At 47.0% G+C, this 20,524-nt stretch carries 18 protein-coding genes; 9 read left to right on the forward strand and 9 right to left on the reverse strand.

Going from position 1 to position 20,524, the window contains the following annotated elements:
• Positions 1 to 6 precede the first annotated feature (6 nt).
• Positions 7 to 1,398, reverse strand: a complete 1,392-nt coding sequence (gene hslU / locus LZD49_RS23175) for an ATP-dependent protease ATPase subunit HslU (protein ID WP_234670048.1) — start codon at positions 1,396 to 1,398, stop codon at positions 7 to 9.
• Positions 1,399 to 1,665: 267 nt separating this feature from the next.
• On the opposite strand from hslU, the gene LZD49_RS23180 reads away from it, so the two are divergent.
• The 3 genes from LZD49_RS23180 (at position 1,666) to LZD49_RS23190 (ending at position 6,957) form a co-directional block, all read left to right on the forward strand.
• Entirely contained in the window at positions 1,666 to 3,942 is a 2,277-nt protein-coding gene (locus tag LZD49_RS23180) for a GH92 family glycosyl hydrolase (protein ID WP_234670049.1), read from the forward strand.
• Between the two features lie 35 nt (positions 3,943 to 3,977).
• The gene (locus tag LZD49_RS23185; protein WP_234670050.1) at positions 3,978 to 4,397 is read left to right on the forward strand and encodes a cytochrome c; all 420 of its coding nucleotides are present in this window, start codon (positions 3,978 to 3,980) and stop codon (positions 4,395 to 4,397) included.
• 184 nt (positions 4,398 to 4,581) lie between these two features.
• On the forward strand, positions 4,582 to 6,957 hold the full coding sequence (locus LZD49_RS23190) for a TonB-dependent receptor (protein WP_234670051.1): 2,376 nt from the start codon (positions 4,582 to 4,584) through the stop codon (positions 6,955 to 6,957).
• Between the two features lie 78 nt (positions 6,958 to 7,035).
• Here the strand turns inward: LZD49_RS23190 and LZD49_RS23195 are convergent, their stop codons facing one another.
• Together LZD49_RS23195 and LZD49_RS23200 are read right to left on the reverse strand one after the other, a co-directional pair.
• Positions 7,036 to 8,496, reverse strand: coding sequence for a gluconokinase (locus tag LZD49_RS23195; RefSeq protein WP_234670052.1), 1,461 nt, complete (start codon positions 8,494 to 8,496; stop codon positions 7,036 to 7,038).
• 99 nt (positions 8,497 to 8,595) lie between these two features.
• Positions 8,596 to 8,964 carry a hypothetical protein gene (locus LZD49_RS23200; protein ID WP_234670053.1) on the reverse strand — a complete coding sequence of 123 codons (369 nt, stop codon included), beginning with the start codon at positions 8,962 to 8,964 and terminating at the stop codon, positions 8,596 to 8,598.
• Positions 8,965 to 9,348: 384 nt separating this feature from the next.
• On the opposite strand from LZD49_RS23200, the gene LZD49_RS23205 reads away from it, so the two are divergent.
• Positions 9,349 to 9,534, forward strand: a complete 186-nt coding sequence (locus LZD49_RS23205; protein ID WP_234670054.1) for a hypothetical protein — start codon at positions 9,349 to 9,351, stop codon at positions 9,532 to 9,534.
• 28 nt (positions 9,535 to 9,562) lie between these two features.
• Here the strand turns inward: LZD49_RS23205 and LZD49_RS23210 are convergent, their stop codons facing one another.
• Complete coding sequence (locus tag LZD49_RS23210) at positions 9,563 to 10,792, reverse strand: metallophosphoesterase (RefSeq protein WP_234670055.1); 1,230 nt, start codon at positions 10,790 to 10,792, stop codon at positions 9,563 to 9,565.
• Positions 10,793 to 11,006: 214 nt separating this feature from the next.
• Here LZD49_RS23210 and LZD49_RS23215 point away from each other — a divergent pair, with 214 nt between their 5' ends.
• Positions 11,007 to 11,522, forward strand: a complete 516-nt coding sequence (locus tag LZD49_RS23215) for a DinB family protein (RefSeq protein ID WP_234670056.1) — start codon at positions 11,007 to 11,009, stop codon at positions 11,520 to 11,522.
• A gap of 36 nt (positions 11,523 to 11,558) precedes the next feature.
• Here the strand turns inward: LZD49_RS23215 and LZD49_RS23220 are convergent, their stop codons facing one another.
• Entirely contained in the window at positions 11,559 to 12,551 is a 993-nt protein-coding gene (locus LZD49_RS23220; RefSeq protein ID WP_234670057.1) for a glycosyltransferase family 2 protein, read from the reverse strand.
• Positions 12,552 to 12,755: 204 nt separating this feature from the next.
• Between LZD49_RS23220 and pgeF the strand changes: the two genes are divergently transcribed.
• Positions 12,756 to 13,523, forward strand: coding sequence for a peptidoglycan editing factor PgeF (gene pgeF, locus LZD49_RS23225; RefSeq protein WP_234670058.1), 768 nt, complete (start codon positions 12,756 to 12,758; stop codon positions 13,521 to 13,523).
• Between the two features lie 66 nt (positions 13,524 to 13,589).
• Here pgeF and LZD49_RS23230 read toward each other — a convergent pair whose 3' ends face one another.
• From LZD49_RS23230 to LZD49_RS23240, 3 genes are all read right to left on the reverse strand, one after another.
• The gene (locus tag LZD49_RS23230) at positions 13,590 to 14,012 is read right to left on the reverse strand and encodes a histone H1/H5 family protein, HCT subfamily (RefSeq protein ID WP_234670059.1); all 423 of its coding nucleotides are present in this window, start codon (positions 14,010 to 14,012) and stop codon (positions 13,590 to 13,592) included.
• Between the two features lie 139 nt (positions 14,013 to 14,151).
• Positions 14,152 to 14,682, reverse strand: a complete 531-nt coding sequence (locus LZD49_RS23235; protein ID WP_234670060.1) for an RNA methyltransferase — start codon at positions 14,680 to 14,682, stop codon at positions 14,152 to 14,154.
• 79 nt (positions 14,683 to 14,761) lie between these two features.
• Positions 14,762 to 15,382, reverse strand: a complete 621-nt coding sequence (locus LZD49_RS23240; RefSeq protein WP_234670061.1) for a response regulator transcription factor — start codon at positions 15,380 to 15,382, stop codon at positions 14,762 to 14,764.
• Positions 15,383 to 15,662: 280 nt separating this feature from the next.
• Between LZD49_RS23240 and LZD49_RS23245 the strand changes: the two genes are divergently transcribed.
• The 3 genes from LZD49_RS23245 to LZD49_RS23255 all read left to right on the forward strand — a co-directional run bounded on the left by LZD49_RS23245 (position 15,663) and on the right by LZD49_RS23255 (position 19,006).
• A complete protein-coding gene (locus LZD49_RS23245; RefSeq protein ID WP_234670062.1) occupies positions 15,663 to 16,643 on the forward strand; it encodes a GNAT family N-acetyltransferase in 981 nt (326 codons plus the stop codon).
• An 84-nt stretch (positions 16,644 to 16,727) separates the two neighbouring features.
• Positions 16,728 to 18,017 (forward strand): LamG-like jellyroll fold domain-containing protein, encoded by a 1,290-nt coding sequence (locus LZD49_RS23250; protein WP_234670063.1) that lies wholly within the window; start codon positions 16,728 to 16,730, stop codon positions 18,015 to 18,017.
• 104 nt (positions 18,018 to 18,121) lie between these two features.
• Positions 18,122 to 19,006 carry an FkbM family methyltransferase gene (locus LZD49_RS23255; protein ID WP_234670064.1) on the forward strand — a complete coding sequence of 295 codons (885 nt, stop codon included), beginning with the start codon at positions 18,122 to 18,124 and terminating at the stop codon, positions 19,004 to 19,006.
• A gap of 20 nt (positions 19,007 to 19,026) precedes the next feature.
• On the opposite strand, the gene LZD49_RS23260 is transcribed toward LZD49_RS23255, so the two are convergent.
• Positions 19,027 to 20,523: a polysaccharide biosynthesis C-terminal domain-containing protein gene (locus tag LZD49_RS23260; protein ID WP_234670065.1), complete on the reverse strand. Its 1,497-nt coding sequence runs from the start codon at positions 20,521 to 20,523 to the stop codon at positions 19,027 to 19,029.
• Position 20,524: the final 1 nt, after the last annotated feature.

Below are 20,524 nucleotides of genomic sequence, written 5' to 3' on the forward strand. Positions count from 1 at the left end.
TCCTTTTTAAAGAATATACTGGCTCAAATCACGATTCTTCACCAGCGGTGACAATTTTTCCTGCACCATATCGGCAGTGACGGTAAGTTGGGCGCCATCTCCGATAACATCCGGAATATCGAACATAAAGTCGTTTAAGAGAGAACTCATAACGGTTTGCAGACGACGGGCACCGATGTTTTCCACTTCGCTATTTACTTCAAATGCAATGCGGGCGATTTCGCGTAATGCGCCGTCCTCGAAATCCAGTTCTACACCTTCGGCTGCCATCATGGCGCTGTATTGCTTGGTCAACGCATTTTTAGGCGCTTTAAGGATCTGATAAAAATCACTTTCCGTCAAACTATTCAGCTCGACACGGATCGGGAAACGACCTTGAAGCTCGGGGATTAGGTCGGATGGTTTCGAAACGTGAAATGCGCCGGCGGCAATAAAGAGAATGTGGTCGGTCTGGATTACGCCATGCTTCGTATTCACCGAGCTTCCCTCCACGATCGGCAGCAAATCACGCTGTACACCTTCGCGACTGACGTCGGGGCCGCTCCCGCTTGAACGGCTCGATGCTACTTTATCGATTTCGTCGATGAAAATAATGCCCAGGTTTTCCGCTTTTTTGATCGCCTCGAGTTTCACCTCATCCATATCGATCAATTTGGAAGCTTCTTCATCAAGGAGCAATTTTCTGGCTTCCTCGACGGTGACCTTTCGCTTTTTACCGCGTCGGGGCATCATATTACCGATCATTTCCTGAATATTCATCATCGAAACATCATCAACAGCCCCGCCGATCATACCCACATTCGGCATTTGGTTTTGCTGTATTTCAATTTCGATCTTCCGGCTGTCGAGCTCGCCATTGCGGATCTTCTCACGGAAGCGCTCACGGGTGCGCTGGTTCAGCTCAGCGTCGCTCATCGGCATTTCTTCCGAACCATTGTCTGTCGCTGGTTTCGATGAATTAGAACCATGCACAGGCGGGATCAAGGCGTCAAGAATAATGTCCTCAACAACCTGCTCGGCTTTAATTTTCACTTCTTCCTTTTTCTGCATGCGTACCATGCCTACGGCTTGTTCGACAAGGTCACGTACCATGCTTTCTACATCGCGGCCAACGTAACCCACTTCGGTGAATTTGGAAGCTTCCACTTTGATAAACGGTGCGTCGGCAATTTTGGCCAGGCGGCGGGCGATCTCGGTTTTACCCACACCCGTAGCGCCGATCATTAATATATTATTCGGGATAATTTCCCGCTGCATGTCCTCCGGACTATTCATACGCCTCCAACGGTTTCTCAAAGCGATGGCAACATTGCGCTTTGCGTCATTTTGTCCGATGATATATTGGTCGAGTTCGAAAACGATCTGACGTGGTGTTAGGCGGTTCAGGTGCTCTGTCATAGTGGATTTAATGGATTCGAAAGTCAATTCCCTGCACCGGATTCAGAAACAGGCCGATCGGGAGATTGCGCGTTAAATATAAAAATTTCGAAAAGCGGTCTGTCGCTTTCGTCCGTAACGTCAAAAAGAATTATGCCGGTACAAAATGGCAGAAATCATACCGTTGGGAAATCTTTGGCCGCATTACTTTTTGTTCTCTGCCCTTCGATTACTTTTGTCCCTGCATTTCATTTCCCAGATTCAATATATAAAAGAATTGTCCCCAAGATGAAAAAAATCCTTTCCTGCCTTTTTACCGTTATCCTCACTGCACAATTATCCTACGGGCAAGGCACCGGCAATCCCGTCGATTTTGTGAACACACTGATGGGCACGCAATCTAAATTCAGCCTGTCGGCCGGTAACACCTACCCAGCTATTGCCCTGCCCTGGGGGATGAACTTCTGGATGCCCCAAACCGGCAAAATGGGCGACGGATGGGCTTATATGTACGATGCAGAAAAGATCCGTGGTTTTAAGCAAACGCACCAGCCCAGCCCGTGGATCAACGATTACGGCCAGTTTGCGATCATGCCCATTACCGGTAAATTAAAGATCGACGAGGAAAGTCGCGCCAGCTGGTTCTCGCACAAATCCGAAACTGCCAAACCACATCATTACAAGGTATATCTGGCCGATTACGACGTTACCACGGAGATCACACCTACCGAAAGGGCCGCTCAGTTCCGCATTACCTTTCCGCAAGCGGACACATCCTATGTTTTACTCGATGCATTCGACAGAGGTTCTTATGTAAAAGTCCTTCCGAAAGAGCGTAAGATCATTGGTTACACGACTAAAAACAGCGGTGGTGTGCCTGCGAATTTCAAGAACTATTTCGTATTGATTTTTGATAAACCATTTATATTCTCTTCCGCATTCCACGGCAAAACACTCGCCAAGGACACGCTCGAACTCTCAGCTGCGCACGTAGGTGCCGTAGTTGGTTTCAAAACAAAAAGAGGCGAGCAGGTTGGAATCAAAGTAGCTTCATCGTTCATCAGCGCGGAGCAAGCGGAGCTGAACCTGCAACGTGAATTAGGTAACGACTCTTTCGACGCGACCAAAGCCAAAGGCGAACAAATCTGGAACCAAGAGCTTTCACGCATCAAAGTGGAAGGCGACAACATCGACCAGATCCGCACATTCTACTCCTGCTTGTATCGCGTACTGCTATTCCCGCGGAAGTTCTATGAAATGGACAAAGCCAACAAAGTGGTGCATTACAGTCCGTACAATGGCGAAGTACGCCCCGGCTATATGTTCACTGATAATGGCTTCTGGGATACATTCCGCGCCGTGTTCCCGTTTTTCACGCTCATGTACCCGACCTTGAACTCCCATATTATGGAGGGTTTGGCCAATGCGTACGACGAAAGTGGCTTCCTGCCTGAATGGGCTAGCCCTGGTCATCGCGATTGTATGATCGGTTCCAACTCGGCCTCGCTGATCGCCGATTCTTACATTAAAGGGATCCGCGGCTACGATATCAACAAATTGTATGAAGCGATCTTGAAAAATACCCAAAATGCAGGCCCGGTAAGTTCCGTAGGTCGTTTTGGACATGAGTATTACAATGAACTCGGTTATGTTCCTTATGATGTAAAAATCAATGAGAATGCGGCCCGTACGCTGGAATATGCCTATGCCGATTTTTGTATCGCGCAGTTAGCAAAAGACTTGAAAAAGCCACAGGCAGAAGTAGATCTGTATTTGAAAAGAAGCCAGAATTATAAAAACCTGTTCGATCCCGAAACTAAATGGATGCGCGGCAAGAACAAGGATGGCAAGTTTCAGACGCCGTTCAATCCGTTTAAATGGGGCGATGCATTTACAGAGGGTAACAGCATTCACTACACCTGGTCGGTGTTCCAGGATGTGAAAGGGTTGATCAACCTGGTGGGTGGCCGCGAGGCATTTGTGCAGAAGCTGGATACTGTTTTTACATTGCCACCGGTATTCGACGACAGCTACTACGGCTTCCCGATCCATGAAATCCGCGAAATGCAGATCATGAACATGGGTAACTACGCACACGGTAACCAACCGATCCAGCACATGATTTACCTGTACAACTACGCAGGCGCACCCGACAAAGCTCAATACTGGACGCGCCAGGTGATGAAGAGACTTTATCAGGCAACGCCAGACGGCTATTGTGGTGACGAAGACAATGGACAAACCTCGGCATGGTACGTATTCTCATCGCTTGGTTTCTACCCGGTTACGCCAGGCACCACGCAATACGTAATCGGTTCCCCATTGTTCAAAAAGGCCACGTTAACCATGGAAGACGGCAAGAAGTTCACCATCGAAGCACCTGCCAGCAGCGATACCAATCTGTACATTCAGGGCGCGAAACTGAATGGTAAGGCATACGACAAGACCTACCTTGAACATGCGGACATCCAGAAAGGCGGTTCTGTTCAGTTTGACCTGACTGGTAAGCCCTCGAAGAGCTGGGGTGTCAAGCCAGAAGCTGCACCGTTCTCGCTGACGAAGTAATACTAATGGCGCGAAGCCGACTCAAAATTTTCACCATGAAACTATTACTAACATTCATCTCAGCCACTGTCTTCTGTGCTGCCATCTCGCCCGCCCAGGACGACGAACTTGCCAAAAGCATCCAGCGAGGTAAAATGGTTTATTCCGAAAACTGCATGAGCTGCCACATGGGCACGGGTGAGGGCATCACAGCTACCTTCCCGCCATTGGCGAAATCCGATTACCTGATGAAAACACCAGATAATGCGATTAAGGCGGTCAAATTCGGGCTGATGGGGAAAGTCACAGTAAACGGCGTTAGCTACGACAATATGATGCCCAACCCCGGGCTCAACAACGACCAGATCGCAGACGTGCTTAATTACGTGATGAACTCCTGGGGCAATTCTTCTGAGAAAAAGATGATCACCGTGAAAATGGTGGAAGACACGCAGGAGACAGAAGAGCAAAAATAACCGTATTTCAAAGCCATTTACAGCCGCATTATCCGCATGGATAGTGTGGCTTTTTTATGACAATAATCTGAAAATAACTCTTATCTGTGACACTATTTTAAATAAATCTAAATAAAACTTGCCTAGCAAAGTTTCCCTATTGATATTTGCGGCTCGTTAACTATTTAGTCCAATTTTAAATAAAATGAAAAAACTTTATATTTTCATCCTATTCTTGCTGGCCAGCGCCTCCGTATTTGCGCAAAACGGCAGAATATCAGGACAAATACTGAGCTCGGATGGGCAACCGGCAGATCAGGTTTCAGTAGGAATAAAAGGAACTGCACGGGGTGCTGTCTCCGACGCTCAAGGAAAATTCACAATTGAGCGGGTAAAACCAGGAAACTACACCTTGCTCGCGAGCTTCGTTGGTCTGGCAACCCTGGAAAAAGAAGTGGAAGTAGCGGCTGGTGAAACCGTGAACGTTTCTTTCACATTGACAGAAAGCGCCAACGAATTGCAGGAAGTGATCGTAAAAAGCGGCACCGCCTATAAATCGGATCAAGTTTCATCGAGTCTTAAACTCTTGACCCCGATCCTGGAAACACCTCAAAACGTGCAGGTTGTAACTGCCAAAGTTCTGGCCGACCAGCAGGTAATCAGTATGAGCGATGGTCTGATCCGCAACGTCAGCGGCGCTGTTCGTCTCGAACACTGGGGTGATATGTATGCCAACATCAGCATGCGTGGATCGCAAATCCAGGCTTTCCGTAACGGTTTCAATGTCGTAAACTCCTACTGGGGCCCGTTGACCGAGGATATGAGCTTTGTAGACCATATCGAATTCGTAAAAGGTCCAGCAGGATTTATGCTTGCTAACGGCGACCCCAGCGGTTTGTACAATGTGGTTACTAAAAAACCTACCGGCCAAACCAAAGGCGAAGTTTCATTCAATTTGGGCAGTTTTGACCTTTATCGCGCAACCGTAGATCTTGACGGCAAACTGAGTAAGGACAGTAAATTCCTCTACCGCCTCAACCTCGCGGCGCAAAACAAAGGTTCATTCCGGCCTTATGAGCACAACAACCGTTACAGCATTGCTCCGGTGATTTCTTACCAGCTTGACAAAAAAACCAAGCTTACGGCCGAATACACATTACAATATGCCAACATGTCCGACGTGGGTTCATTCTACGTGTTCTCGCCGGACGGCTATGCCACCTTGCCACGCGATTTCACCACTATGCCTCCGGGCCTTGCTCCTACCAAGATCAAAGATCAGAGCGCATTCGTAAACTTGCAGCATGACTTTAACCCCAGCTGGAAACTGACTGCGCAGGTAGGCTATTTCAACTACCGATTGAACGGCAGCAGTATGTGGCCATGGACCGTGAATCCGGATGGAACAATGATCCGCGGCGTCGGTATCTGGGACGCCAAGAGCGAAATGACACTCGGACAGGTGTTTGTAAATGGTGACGTAAAAACCGGCGCGGTCAGACACCGCATTCTGGCTGGTTTTGATGCAGGTAGCAAAAACTACTATGCCGACTGGGCACAATCTGCTCCGCTCGACTCGGTAGGCGCGGAATTTGACCCCAAAAACCCATATTACGGCACGCCGGTAATGGGTTACCCGGTATTCGACCGTTCTCTGAACCTCGAAGCACGCGCAGTAGCGGGCGGTGGAACGCAGGATCAAAATTATACAGGTTTGTATTTGCAAGATGAGCTTGGCTTCCTCGACAACCGCATTCGTCTGACATTGGCCGGCCGTTATACTTATGTGAAACAGTCTGAATTCGGTGGCGACGACGAAGAAGCGAAACGCTTCACGCCACGCGTCGGATTGAGCCTCTCGGTGACTAAGAATACTTCATTGTACGCCTTGTACGACCAGGCTTTCATTCCACAATCCGGCCGTTTGGTGAGTGGTTCGGTGAAACCGATCACAGGTAATAACACCGAGTTCGGAGTAAAACGGGACTGGGCGGAAGGACGCTGGAATACCACCCTGGCATTCTACCGCATCCTGAAAAACAACGAGCTGACTGCCGATCCAAACAGCGCGCCAAACTCAGGTTTAAGCATTGTACTGGGTCAGAAACGAGCGCAGGGTGTTGAATTTGACCTTCGCGGCACGATCTTCAACGGCCTGGACCTGACAGCTAACTATGCTTACACGATCTCGGAAGTAACGAAAGTAGCAGAAGGTGTGACGGATGTCAAAGTAGGTGACCTGGTTCCCGGTTATGCAAAACACACGGTAAATACCTGGTTGAGTTACAAAGTACAACACGGCTCGCTGAAAGGTGCCGGTATTTCGGGCGGTTTTACCTACTATGGCGACCGCGCGACTACCAATTGGTCGACGACCAACAGCAGCCTCAACCAGCCTAACTACTTCAAACTCGACGGTGGTGTATTCTGGGAAAAGGACAACATCCGGCTCACTGCGAACGTGTTCAACATTCTCGACAAATATTTGTACAGCGGCGGTTATTACGATTGGTTGAAAGCCTACTACTGGCAAGCTGATCCTCCGAGAAACTATCGTTTGAGCGTTACTTACAAGTTCTGATAACATTGAGATTACAGAGGAGGCTGCGCGATGATCGCGCAGCCTCCTTAACGCACAACGCGCGAAGCTATTGACTGATCAAACGGCGTGAGCCATCATCAACTGGGCGCCCTTGCTGAATTTCTCGGCAAGGGCGTCATATTTTTCATGGATGTTCTTCTCGGGATCAAACTCCTTCCCCACCTGCGTAAATGCAGTTAATTCCGAGAAGCTTTTTACCAACCCTAATGCTTTCATGCCCATCATGGCCGCGCCCACAGCACCCGTTTCGACAGTTTCATTCAACTTCACTGTTTTACCAAACACATCCGAAAGCATTTGTACCCAGGTAGTGCTTTTTGCAAAACCGCCATTGGCGAAGATTGTATCGATCTCCTGCATTTCCATCAATATCTTACCGATGCTATAAAGGTTGAGCAGAATGCCCTCCATCACCGCCCGCGCGAAATGGGCACGGGTATGCGTGATGTCGAGCCCTGAAAAGCCCCCGCGTACGGACGAGCTCCAAAGCGGCGCCCGCTCGCCGAGGAGATAAGGATAAAAAAGCAGGCCTTCGGAGCCGGGTTTAATGCCCTCGGCTTGTTTGAAAACCGCGTCATACTCCTCTTTTGGAAAAAAGGTATTCATTAACCATTCGAAAATCACCGCTCCATTGTTCGACGGCCCACCTAAGATGTAAGTCTTTTCATCGAGTACATAGCAGAAGGTTTGCATCAACGGATCAGAAAACGGCTTGTCAGAGCATATTCTGACTGCGGCGCTGGTACCAATAGTCACGGCCATGGAACCGGTTGTAATGGCCCCGCTGCCGAGATTTGCCAGACAGCCGTCGCTCGCGCCCATGATGAGGGGAATGCCCTCCGACAACCTGGCTTCATTGCCTTTCGGTAGTTTCACGATATGGTACGGCGATACCGCAGTAGGCAATTTTTCAGCCTTCAGCCCCAACTTCTTCAATGTATAGGGATCCCATTGCAGCTCGCGGATATTGAACATACCGGTGGCCGACGCAATGGAATAGTCGACCAGAAACTTGCCCGTGAGCCTGTATACGATGTACTCTTTCACACCCACAAATTTGCTGGCCTTCCGGTATATCTCCGGCTCGCTTTTCTTCATCCACAGCAACTTACATACCGGCGTCATCGCATGAATGGGCGTTCCGTTATTGTTATAGATCTTCCTCCCGACTTGCGACGCCCGTAACTTGGTAGCCACGTCGGCGCTACGATTATCAGCCCAGATAATGAGCTTTGTAAGCTGCTTACCGTCCTTATCGAGCGCCAATACGCCGTGCATGGCCGCACTGAAACTGATCCCGACGGGATCGCCATTGTCCTCGCAGAGCGTGACAACCTTTTTCAACGCCTTGCATGCAGCCTGGAAAATTTCCTCGGGATCTTGCTCGCTCCAATCGGCCTGCGGGTGCTGCATTTCATAACTTTCACTATGCGAGGCAAGTATGGTTCCGGAAACAGTATCGAAAGCGACGGATTTGACGTTTGTTGTGCCGATATCACAACCGATAATATAGGGCATTGGCAATTGTTTTAAAGGCAAAAACGGCATTCCCGCAACGGAGAATAGCCGTCCGTGATTACTAAAACAAAAGTATGGATTTTGGGATAACGAACAAGCCTACAACGCTGTCGCTACGCGCTGCGTTTGGGTAGCTACCACAAAAGACTGTACAAATTTCTCCTGGCCGTCCGTCAGTTCGAAAGTGTACTTGCCGTCCTTCATGATCGTCAGGTCAAAATTTTTGTGGTAACGCTTGTAAACCAGTGTTTTCTCGACAAAAATAATATTCTGCTCTTCATCTTTAATCCGAACCAATACACGGTCGGTTTTGGGGTATTTATAGCTGAGCTCAAATTCCATCGGTTTTACCTGCATAACGTAAAAATCTGCGAAGTAGGCGTCGTGCTCAGCATGGTTGACAGTTTGTGCGTTGGCGCTGATTGCGCCGAAGAAAAACAGGATCAGAAAAGTGTACAGGATTTTCATAGGAGTGCTAAGTTGGTATTACAGAAATATTTCTATTTGATAATTGCCAGTTTCACCAAACATAGTTTTGAAAAATCATACCGTAAAAATACTTTATATTAAAATAACGATCAACAACCAAATACACAGGCACTTGAAAGTTATTTAAATAGGCAAGTCCATTCTTAGCACGATACAATGAAAATGTGCAGCACTATGCACTTTGTTTAAATAATACAATTCGTACTGATCCTCACAACAATACATGCAGTTTGACCCGTAGACATGACTGTTCTCTCAAAACGGAGACATCAGGAACGGATCTAAAAAATAGAGGTGAATGCGAGAAACTTAACTCTGATTTATTATTTTCGCACCATAGAAAGTTATTAATACATTCCGAATATGTCTGAAACTTCACATACCGAGTCCGCTTCGCTGCCTAGCTTCGCTTATATTGCAGCATTTGTTATCCTTTTCATCATCCTGGCAGTATTTGGCGACCTGTTCACGTTCATACTCGGAACCATCGGCCTAATCGTGACTTTTGCCGCATTTTATAGTGACAAAAGCCACGACGATCATCATTGACGCGCTGCCCGCAAGGGCATAATTATATTCAACGAACGGCCAGCCCCGGAAGGACTTTTACAAGTTCCCAATCGAGTTGGCCGTTCGATTTGTTTACCGTCCAGCTCTCTTCCATTACGCAGGTGTCTTCCAGGTCACGGTATTCAGCAACCAGTTTCTCGTTCCGCAACAACAAGCGTACAAACCCATTGTAGCCCAAGGGGTGGCCCTTTAATTCTTTTCTAACGCGGGTGTCGTAGTAGTCAATCTTGTACATTTCACCTGCATCCGGTGCTTTTATTTCAACCGGAAGTCCGCCATGCCCGATACAGCGCCCATAAGCCATGGGCCCCTTCCCGTTCCGGTCGAACCGGTAAGCTACAAGCCGATGGTCGTGGCCCCAGATCCAGACAACCGGTCTTTGCGCATCTCCCATAAGCTTCTGCAACTGTTCGGCTGGCCGTACATACTCCTCCCGGAAAGCCGACATATAGGGATGATGGCTTAAAAACACAATGCCGCGTGTGTCCGTCGGATCACCTAGTTTCACCACATCGCGTAACCAGGCCACCTGCTCCTTCCGCAAGTGGCAATCCGGCGGTGAAAGTATTTCGAAGAAAGGCCGCCCCACCGAAGTGTAGCCAGTATCGATGCCGATAATGCGCCAATAGTCATTTTCCAGACAGAAAAAACCCGCCTGCTGCGTCCTCCGCACCTCACCCACCTGTGCATACATCGCCGGGAGCAAGTGCTGGAAAAACGCGTTGCCATTGGAATACATTTCATGGTTACCCGATAACGCAAGACTACCCGATGGGCCGTAATACCACGAAGCATAGGGCGCCGTGAAGTTCTCCTCAACTTCCTTGGGCGTTCCTACAAAGTATATATCACCCATATGAATGGTGTAATCGGGAGCATGGCGTGCGACCAGGTTTGCGACGGAATCCGACTCCGCCGTATCGCTCGCCCAATCCGACAGCAACGCAATACCGATCTCATCCCGCGAAGCAATGGACGATTGCAACGGGTAAATGCCCGTGTCATCGTTACGTGGATAGGCTTGATACGGATGCCGCGCTCCAAAGCGGCTCCGGATATAATGCCAGGCAAAACCAAAAAGGTTGGTCTTGAAAAATTCGGAAATGGCATTGGTAACCGACGACGTCTGCTCTAAGCGCTTCTCGTACAGTTCCAGTTGGGTTTTTGCGTGATTTTCAGCCTCACTGTGGCCCAGGTCAAGGTACTTCTGGGCGCGTTCTTCTGAGCTTCCGGGCATCTCGGTTCAATTCGTTGGATGGTGTTGATGTCAAATAAAATAATAAGTCGGTTAACAACAACTGTACCGGGCAGTTTTTTGCCGAATCAGAGCCTCAAATGAATGTCACCTTTCGATACATAACCGTTGCTTAAATATTTGCCCGCGTTGTTGACAATCGCAATCCTTCCCGCTACCTTTCGCAAATATATCAACCACCAAACACAACAATCGAATGAAAAAAATTGCTATTATCTGTATGCTTTTACTGGCCGGGAAGATGGCATCCGCGCAAACTACCGTTGCCAAACAAATCGCCGACTGGGAAAGGGCAAAAGCCTTTACCAAGGAATACCTGGATGCTATGCCCGACGATGGCTATGCATTGAAGCCTACATCTGAAATCCGTTCGTTCGCACAACAAATGGACCACCTTGCCGACGCGAATTATGCATTCGTTTCAGCCGCAACCGGCAAGAAAAAACCGATGGAAGAATCTCTTGAAAAAATGGCGGACCAGTCAAAAGGAGCCGTAAGTAAAGGCGTGCTGGAAAGTTATGATTTCGTGATTGCGTCACTAAAAGGTATGACAGACGCCGATTTTGCGAAAGATGTAAAGGTATTTGGTATGGATATGAAGGCAGGCGCTGCTTTCGAGAAGGCTTTTGAGCACCAAACTCACCACCGCGGTCAGGCTACCGTGTACATTCGCCTGAAAGGTGTAAAACCACCACAGGAAAAGTTATTCTAATCCAACAAAAAAGGGCCAAATGGCCCTTTTTTGTTGTCAGCTTTGCCCTGATAACCTACTTTTCAAATTGTAGAAGTTAATGGCAAAGAAGCTGTATATTTTCATAAAAAACGGCGGGATAATAAAGTCGCGGATAACCTCCTTCTTCCGTTCCGATGATGGTTCGGCCATCGACAGGTATTTCACCGCGTATTTGACCCGCGGCCAGTAGGTATTGCCATACTCCCGCGAAAAAAGCATTTTGTAGTAATAAGTGGCAATATTCTTTGTCAGCGTGTCGTGGTATCTGTATTTCAGTTCCTTATCTATATTGGAATACATTTCAATGCGGTTGAAAAGGAAATCTGCCCCGTAGTGATTATCCGCAAAGCTCGCTCCTCCTCTTTGTTTCCGATAAACCGACATTACTTCGTCGATATAGCCGATTGGTCCGCGTGTCGCCAGCATGATATTGCGTGGAATATCTCCGCTGGTGGAACGGTTCGTCCATTCCGGGTCCGGGTTCTTAGCAAAATCCTCTCTCCGAAACATCAGGGCAGAGGTTGCTATGAAACAAAGCTCATCCTCGCCTATCAGGTCATCGACCGTAAATTCCGTCTTTCGCAAAGTATTGACCAAATACGGTGGTGCCGCATTGTCATCGAAAATTACCCTTGCATTATGGAAACAAGCGGAGTAATGCGGATTGGCATCCATCATTTCGACCTGCTTTTGGAGCTTATCCGGGACGAGTAGGTAGTCATCTCCGTCGAACTGCGCTATATATTCGCCCCTGGCCGCAGCGAAGGTCGCCAGTGCATTGAACTTTCCATTCAGCCCCATGTTTTTGGGATGTAGCAAGAGCCTGATTTTATCCGGAAAACGTTCCTGGTACTCGGTTAATATCGCTCGGGTGTTGTCTTTCGAGAGGTCATCACCCACAACGATCTCGAAATCAAATGTAGTCTGCTGCATCAGAATCGAATCCAGCATTTTGGCTACAAATTTTTCGTGGTTGTAGGTAACTACACACACACTCACTTTTATCATAATTACAAGTTCATTGGATGAGCGGTCTCGCCGACACAAATTTAGCTGAATTATGCGCAAAATCTGCGCCTCGCTATTTTACGGCTCCATTGCTAACGGCTTCCGGGCAGATAACCGCGTTGGTTTAAAATAAATTCGATCGGAGATGATTCCGACAACCTGATCGTTTAATTTTGGTACCGTTTCCTATTAAATACCAGAAGAATGCTTGCATCCCCAACGACTGAGAAACTTCCGTTATTCCGCAAACCCCAAATATTCGCACAATTCCCTGAACTGATAGCCGCTGAAAGCACACGTCACGGCGGCGTAAGCACCGGTCATTACAATTCTCTGAACCTGGGCGGCTCACAGGATTTGCAGGAAAACATCCTGCGAAACAATCACATTTTCTTTGGGGCGCTCGGGGTTCCATTTGAACAGGTAGCAAAGGCACACCAGGTGCATGGCACCGATGTCGTGATAGTTACCAAGCCAGCCCGATTCGAGGGTTTCGACGCTTTGATGACCAATATCACAGGTATTCAACTGGCGGTAACCGTTGCCGACTGCACCCCGATCCTCATTTACGACCCGGTGACAGGCGCCGTAGCAGCCATTCATGCCGGATGGCGCGGTACAGTGGGTGGAATTGTTGAAAAGACGGTAGCGGCCATGCAGGCCAACTATGGTACAAATCCTGAAAACTGTGTGGGCTATGTGGGAACCTGCATCGATGAATGCAGTTTTGAAGTGGGTGACGATGTGGCGCAACATTTCGCGACTGTGTATAAGCGCTGGGATGGAAACACGGGCAAATTCCTCGTAGATTTGAAAGCTTCCAACCGTGATCAGCTCATCCAAAGTGGCGTAAAGCACGTAAACATAGAAGTATCTCCCTATTCGACCGTACTTCACAATAACGACTATTTTTCGCACCGCGCCGAGAAAGGTCTCACAGGCCGCCTGCTTGTGACCATCGGGCGAAGATAGCAATGCTTGTAACAAAATGACCAGCGTCGGAAATACCGGCGCTGGTCATTTTGTTACTGTTATTGATTAAGCATTCTCAGACGCAGGTGCAGGCGTTTCAGCTTTTGGCACTGCGACAGGTTTGGCGGGTGCCACTTTCGGAGCGGCCGCTTTTGGAGCACTCGCTTCCTTACCAACGGTCGGTTTTGCAGGCGTTGCAACCGACGTTTTCGAAGAAGCCGCCGCTACCAATGCTGCTACTTTCTCAGCTTTTTGCGCTTTGCTTTTCTTACCTTCTTTCTTGTCTTTTACTTTCTTGTTGGCATTTTTAGCCTCCTTGGCTTTCTTTTTGAGATTCTCCTTTTCAAACTTCGCCACTTTCTTGGCCAGTTTGGCAGCTGCCTTCTCAATCGATTTCTTTATTTGTTTTGAACCGGCAGATACTGCTTCGATTTTTCCGGTAAGTGTTTCAGCAATCTCTGTTGATAACTTTTTGGTGGCGGATTTCATAAACCTGATATTAAGAATACATTGATGATACTTGAAGCCTAGCCCCCGCAAGACGGCCCAATGCCTCAAAATTGCCAGTAGGCAATAACCTACAAATACCCATTATTAATTTAGAAATAGCAAATTTTACGTATTATTTTTATGTTATCTTTTTCCTTACAAAATCCCACAACACAATCCCGGCCGAAACAGAAACGTTAAATGAATGCTTCGTTCCGAACTGCGGAATTTCCAAACAGCCGTCCGATGCAGCGATCGCTTCATTGTCGACGCCCTCCACCTCGTTTCCAAACACAAACGCATAGGGCAGGTCGGGCTCAGGCTCAAAATGCTGCAATAGAATACTTCCTTCCGCCTGCTCTACACACCAAACCTTGTAACCCTGCGATTTCAGTAAGTTCACCGCTTCCACCGCACTCGGGCATTTCTCCCAAACTACCGACATTTCGGCACCGAGCGCACTGCGGGTAATCTCGCGATGAGGTGGCTGTTGAGTGTAGCCACAAAGCACTATTTTTTCGGCCCTGAATGCATCTGCAGTTCGAAAAAACGAGCCGATATTGTTTAGGCTACGGATATTATCTAATACGATTATCAATGGAAACTTGTCCGCTTCCCTGAATTCTTCGACCGACATGCGGCCCATTTCATCAACGCTCAGTTTGCGCATGAATTTCATTCGATTAATTAAATAAAAAAAAGGTTTCTGCACCTGGTACAGAAACCTTTTTCGATATAGTAAGAAAAAATTACTTGATCTTGGTGATCAGTTCGACGATATTCTTTACACCCAGCTTTTCAAAAATCCGGGCTTTGTAAGTACTAACGGTCGAAAGCTGCAAGTTCAGTTTTTCTGCAATTTTTGCGGTACCCAAACCCTCCTTTAACAAGTTCATCACATCAGTTTCTCGAGGCGAAAGGCTTACAATCGGATCCGGGAGGTATTCTTTCGGATTGATAAGACGATTGATGTTCATCTGCTGCATGTCTTCGCTCATGTACTTTTTGTTGTTCAGAACGCTCATAACGGCTATTTTGAACTCTTCTTCCGGTGCATCTTTCGACAAATATCCATCTGCTCCGGCTTGTAGGTACATCAGCCCGTAGAGTTGCTCGTCGTAGCTTGAAAACATCAATATCCTGATACCCGGTGACTTGGTACGAATGGTTTCCACCATTTTCGTTGTGTTACCGCCAGGGATATTAATGTCCAGAATTAGGAGGTCATAGGCCTTTGTCTCGATTTCCTGAAGAATTTTGTCAAAATCGTCTACGTCCGAAATCGTAGAATCCGGGATTAGTGATTTGAGGAGGTGCTTAGTACCGATTCTTACCACAGCGTGGTCTTCGGCGATCAGTATGTGTTTCATGGATGGGTTGGGTCCAATGGATGTAAAAATACTGGTGTCAAATTAATCAAAACAATCAGTTTCCAGCCTTGTGATTGCCCTTTGGTTGAATATCCTGATTACCAACCAGTACAATTTTGTACATTCTCATTGAACTGAATTGATGAATTAACAAAAATAGTAATCCGCATTGTATTAAACATAAAAAATATCAAATTAGTATATCAAATATTTATCAAATTCCTTGATCTGAGCGCATTTAACACACATCTTAAAACTTTTGCCTCGCATCAGTAGTAATATGACACACACTCCTCTCAAATCCTGGATCGATGGTGACACCATCGTGCAGGTATTTCCGTTATCCGAAGCCCCGCTTCCTACTACCGTGCCGTCGCTGTTTTTCCGCAGGGAGCAACTCGCTAACCACGCATCTAATGTAATTTATTCATTTATTCTAACTTCTAACCAGCTGGATGGCATGTTGGCGGTATTTCACTGCCTACCAGGTCAAACACACTGGTGCTCACCACCTTCGGCACCGTTTGGGGGCCTGATGCCCCTATCCGGTTGCCAACTGTCACAACTAACTTTCCTGCTCACCTGCGTCCGTCAGTGGATATATCACAAAGGAGGCAGCCAGTTAACGATTAAAACGGCACCGTCATGTTATGATCCGGCTGCACATGAACTGTGCCATCATAGCTACCTCGCTACCGGTTTTCTCCCCAATCATACCTATTCTAATCATTATATTCCTATTGGTAGTAAGGATTTTAGGTTAATTATTGAGCCACCGGAGAGGCGCCGGTTATCGAAAGGCAAAAAATTTGGTTTACATGTGACCATAAAACAAGGAGTTTGCGACCCGTTTACCGAAGAGCTGCTTCGCGAATGTTATCGCGTGCATGAGTACACGCCATCCATTCCCATGGAGCGGTTGGCGTGTTTCATGCGTCCCAATCCCGACGATTATCTGATTCTCACAAACTGGTTTCAAGCGCGCCCCGTGGCCACTGCCATAATGGTCCGCGTGAGCGACAATGTCCTCTACCATTTTCTGTCGGGTTACCTGCCCGAATTCCGTACTCTTAGTCCATCCCTGATGCTTTTTGAAGCGGCCTATGAATTTTGCAGGGACAACGGAATGGGCATTCTGGACCTGGGAATCTCCCTTGATCATCACGGCCAGGAAAAACCGTCTCTGGCCCGCTTTAAAAAGCATATCGGCGCGAAGGAATGCGTAAAAATTGTTTACGAAATGATCGGTCCGGATTTTTAAAACCAAAATCCGATTCCATTTCCGGATATTGCGAAAATTTTTGATCTTTCCGAAACGTTCGCTCGCGGTTACTTAGCTTATAGTATGCGCTTCCTTCGAGGAGTCATTATCCTCTTCTGTATATTTTACCTGCGTTTCACTGTTCATGGGCAAGTCGAGCTTGAACGTGGCCTGATCGGCTGCTATCCGTTCTCGGGAAATGCAAAGGATTTCAGCCCGCTGGCCAATCACGGCCAGGTAACAGGCGCCAGGCTTGCCGACGATCGCTTTGGCAATACCAATTCGGCCTATGAGTTCGACGGGCTCAATGACGTGATCGAAATCAGCCCCGCTGCACTCCAAATCAACACTTTCACCTATTCCATATGGGTCAATCCCAGCCTGATCCCCACACCAACCACTGCGCAGTTCCTGTTTTCAGTCGGGAGTGATTATGGGGATCAGCATATTCTTTACGGCGATCATTATTCCAATGACCGCCATACCGGCTTTTCACACGGATCTTATCTGGGTGTTGCCGATAATATCCTTTGCTCAGGGCCGGCTGTCGAACCAACAGGACAATGGTATCATCTGGTGCTGGTGAAAGATGACAAGAATTACTATTTCTACGTAAATGGCCGCATGGTGTGTTCCAATAGCGCCAATGGGAAGAAGGCTTTTTACGGCACCAGCACCGTACGTGCGACCATCGGCACCCGGAATAATTACGGACAAGCCTCCCATGCGCGGATCGACGACATTCATCTCTATGACCGCCCCTTAAATGAGGAGGAGATTGAGGCGTTATACAAAGGGGCAAACATCCCTTCTGTTCCGGCAACGGGTCACGTTGAGGTCAACAAAAATCAGATCTGTGGCGGAGAAACCGTGTCCCTGAAAGTAGTCTCGGATAAGCCGGGTTCTGTATTCAAATGGCAAGTTGACGGCGTGGAGCGATCGGAATCTTCGTCCGAATTGATATTACAGACAGTGGACAGAGGTTCAGAATATCGAATGAACATTCAGGTGGCGATCGAGTTTGACTCAACTTGTTTTACCCAACCCAGTCCATTGGCACTCGATCGGAGTCTGGACGTAAGGGCTTGCGTTAACCCGCCTAAGGAGACCACCAGGCCGTGGGTCCCGGACATATTTACGCCCAATAGGGACGGAAAAAACGACAATTGGAAGATCTTCAATGCGGAAAGCATACAGGAGCTACGCATTTTCGTCTACAATCGTTGGGGGGAAGTCATTTATTATTCAAAAGACTATTCTCATAATTGGGACGGCACTTACCGGGGAAAACTGGTTCCTGCCGGTAGTTATGTATTCAAGATCCTTTCCGGAAAAAAGTTGATTACCGAAGGTAGCGTGATGGTTGTCTATTAAATCCCTTGCACGGTGGAGCCCGCGCATTTTGCTTACAGCAGCCAAATATGCTACATTAGTAGCCGCAATATTTCCCGGCGCGGCTATTAAATACCGACAATCGAATGAAATTAAAGACCATCAAGACCATACTAAGTCACCCACTAAATCAAAATAATAAGATCAGTGCCCTCGTCACCTTCTTCACGAGGGGAGTGATCATCCGCCTGCACCGCCATCCGATTGTCTACCCATTTGTGGAAAACACCTCGCTCGTTGTTGAAAAAGGCATGTCCAGCGCCGAACTTCAAATTTATACCGGATTATATGATTTGCACGAGATGTTTTTCCTGATGCATTACCTGCGTCCTGAAGACACTTTCGTAGATGTAGGCGCCAATGTCGGCGTGTACACAGTACTGGCAGCGGGAGTTGCCGGCTCCAAGGCCATCTCTTTCGAGCCGATCCCTTCGACTTATTCCAAGCTGTTGCGCAATGTTGTTTATAATGGATTGCAGGACCGCGTGGAGCTGCTAAATATGGGCGTGGGCGACAAGGAAGAACAACTGGTTTTCTCTAACAGCCTCGATGCTACCAATCATGTAATCAATACTGAGGAAAACTTTCAGGGCGCGACCACAAAGGTGTCAGTTAACTCACTGGATCACTTGTTGGCCGACAAAACTGTCAGCTTTCTGAAAATCGATGTCGAAGGATTCGAAGCGAATGTCATCAACGGTGCCCCCAATATTCTCAACCGGTCGGAATTGAAGGTAATCATTATGGAAACTAATGGCTTATCTGACCAATACGAATTCGGTCAAAATTATCTTCACGACAAGCTGCTTGGGCTGGGGTTCCTGCCATATAGCTATGATCCTTTTCAAAGAAATCTTCAAAAACTGACTAATACCAATCCGCAAAACACGATCTACCTCAGAGATATCGATTTCGTCCGGAATCGCATCCAAACCAGTAGAAAAATCAATTTTCGCAAGCAGTTGATTTAATAAAAACAAAACACCGATAATTATAGTAACCGACGCTTTACATTATTAAAAACTGTTTCAATTTCTTCCGACAGTTTTAGTTTCAAAATCAGTATTGCATAAAGAAGGCAGAAAATTGTCGACCTGATTACAATAGCCGCCATCGCAGTCCATTTGGAGAACTCATACTTCGGTTCGAGAAAAGTCAGCAAATACAGTGAAATCAAAATCAATACAATTTTTAAACTTCCTGCGGTGAAAGGCTGAACATCAAATTTGCGCCATACAAAAATTAACCTGGAAAGAGAATAGATTATTGTTGTAAGCATCGTGGCTAATGCAGCTCCTACGAATCCATAAATAGGTATTAACCAAACATTCAGAAAGAAGCCGAGAATGGCAGAGGCAATAATAAAGTAAGTAGCGAATTTGAAAAATTTAGAATAGAGGATTATCTCGGTATTGAGACCGGTTCCCGTGTCAAATACCTTTACCAAGGCCAGAAAAAGAACTACCAATTTCCCTTCTCTGTAGGTCTCTCCTTTGGGAATAAGGTAGAAGATTTCATCAATACTGCTCCATATCAGCAAAAAAAACAATCCACCCGCTATCAGCTGATTCAATGCTGATTTTCTATTGATCATCCGCACATGGGCATAATCTCCCTTGGTCAGTGAATTCGAAAGTAAGGGGATCGAGATCTGAGAAATCGCCTTTTTAGGAATTTCAATTACTCCGGCAATATACGCAGCGATGATAAATATCCCCGTTTGGACAAGTCCACGCTCACCAGCAAGCATCGAGCGGTCAATGAACAACATGAGATTTACTCCAATACCCCCGATCAGGGTAAAGCTCCCGTAAGCCAGCATTTTTTTAAAAAGCTCCCGTGTGAGAATATTTGGATTAGGCCTCCTCCAATACCACTTTCCAAGATGCTTGATGTAAATTACCAGAGAAACAACGCCAAGACCATATAAAGCGATGACCATATAAAGCATCAGGTCAAAACTGATCCATCCCAATCCAAAGATCAGGATCAAAAGCATATTGGCCAGCCTTAAGAAAACCTCCCTTATAAAATTGGGAACGGCAATCCGGGCATTGTTACGGCAATATGATTCTAATACGGCCATATACAGCCAGAACAACGTAAGAGGTATAACCAAAATGTGATACCTCAGTAGCAACGGGGAGTTTGTCGAGTAGTATTCCTGAATCAAATCTGAACACAGGAAATATAAAATTGCAAACAAAATACCTCCGACAAATGGTACAGCCAACAGAAACGGTAAAATCCCGTTATGCTCCTCCTGATCGTCCCTGAATCTTACAAAAAATTTATCCGCGATAAATGGAGTTCCTAAATGCGCGAAGGCAGAGAAGAGTAAACTATTCTCAAAAAGAAGGCGGGTGAGCGCTAATTGTTCTACCGACAGAAATTTAGTAGATACATACATTTGATTGATAATCCCAATACCAACCCCGATATAGGATCCCAATCCGGCCTTCAAGCTTTGTCGAATAATTATTCCCACT

The sequence above is a fragment of the Dyadobacter sp. CY261 genome, from assembly GCF_021440085.1.
In the GTDB taxonomy this organism is placed as follows: Bacteria; Bacteroidota; Bacteroidia; order Cytophagales; family Spirosomataceae; genus Dyadobacter.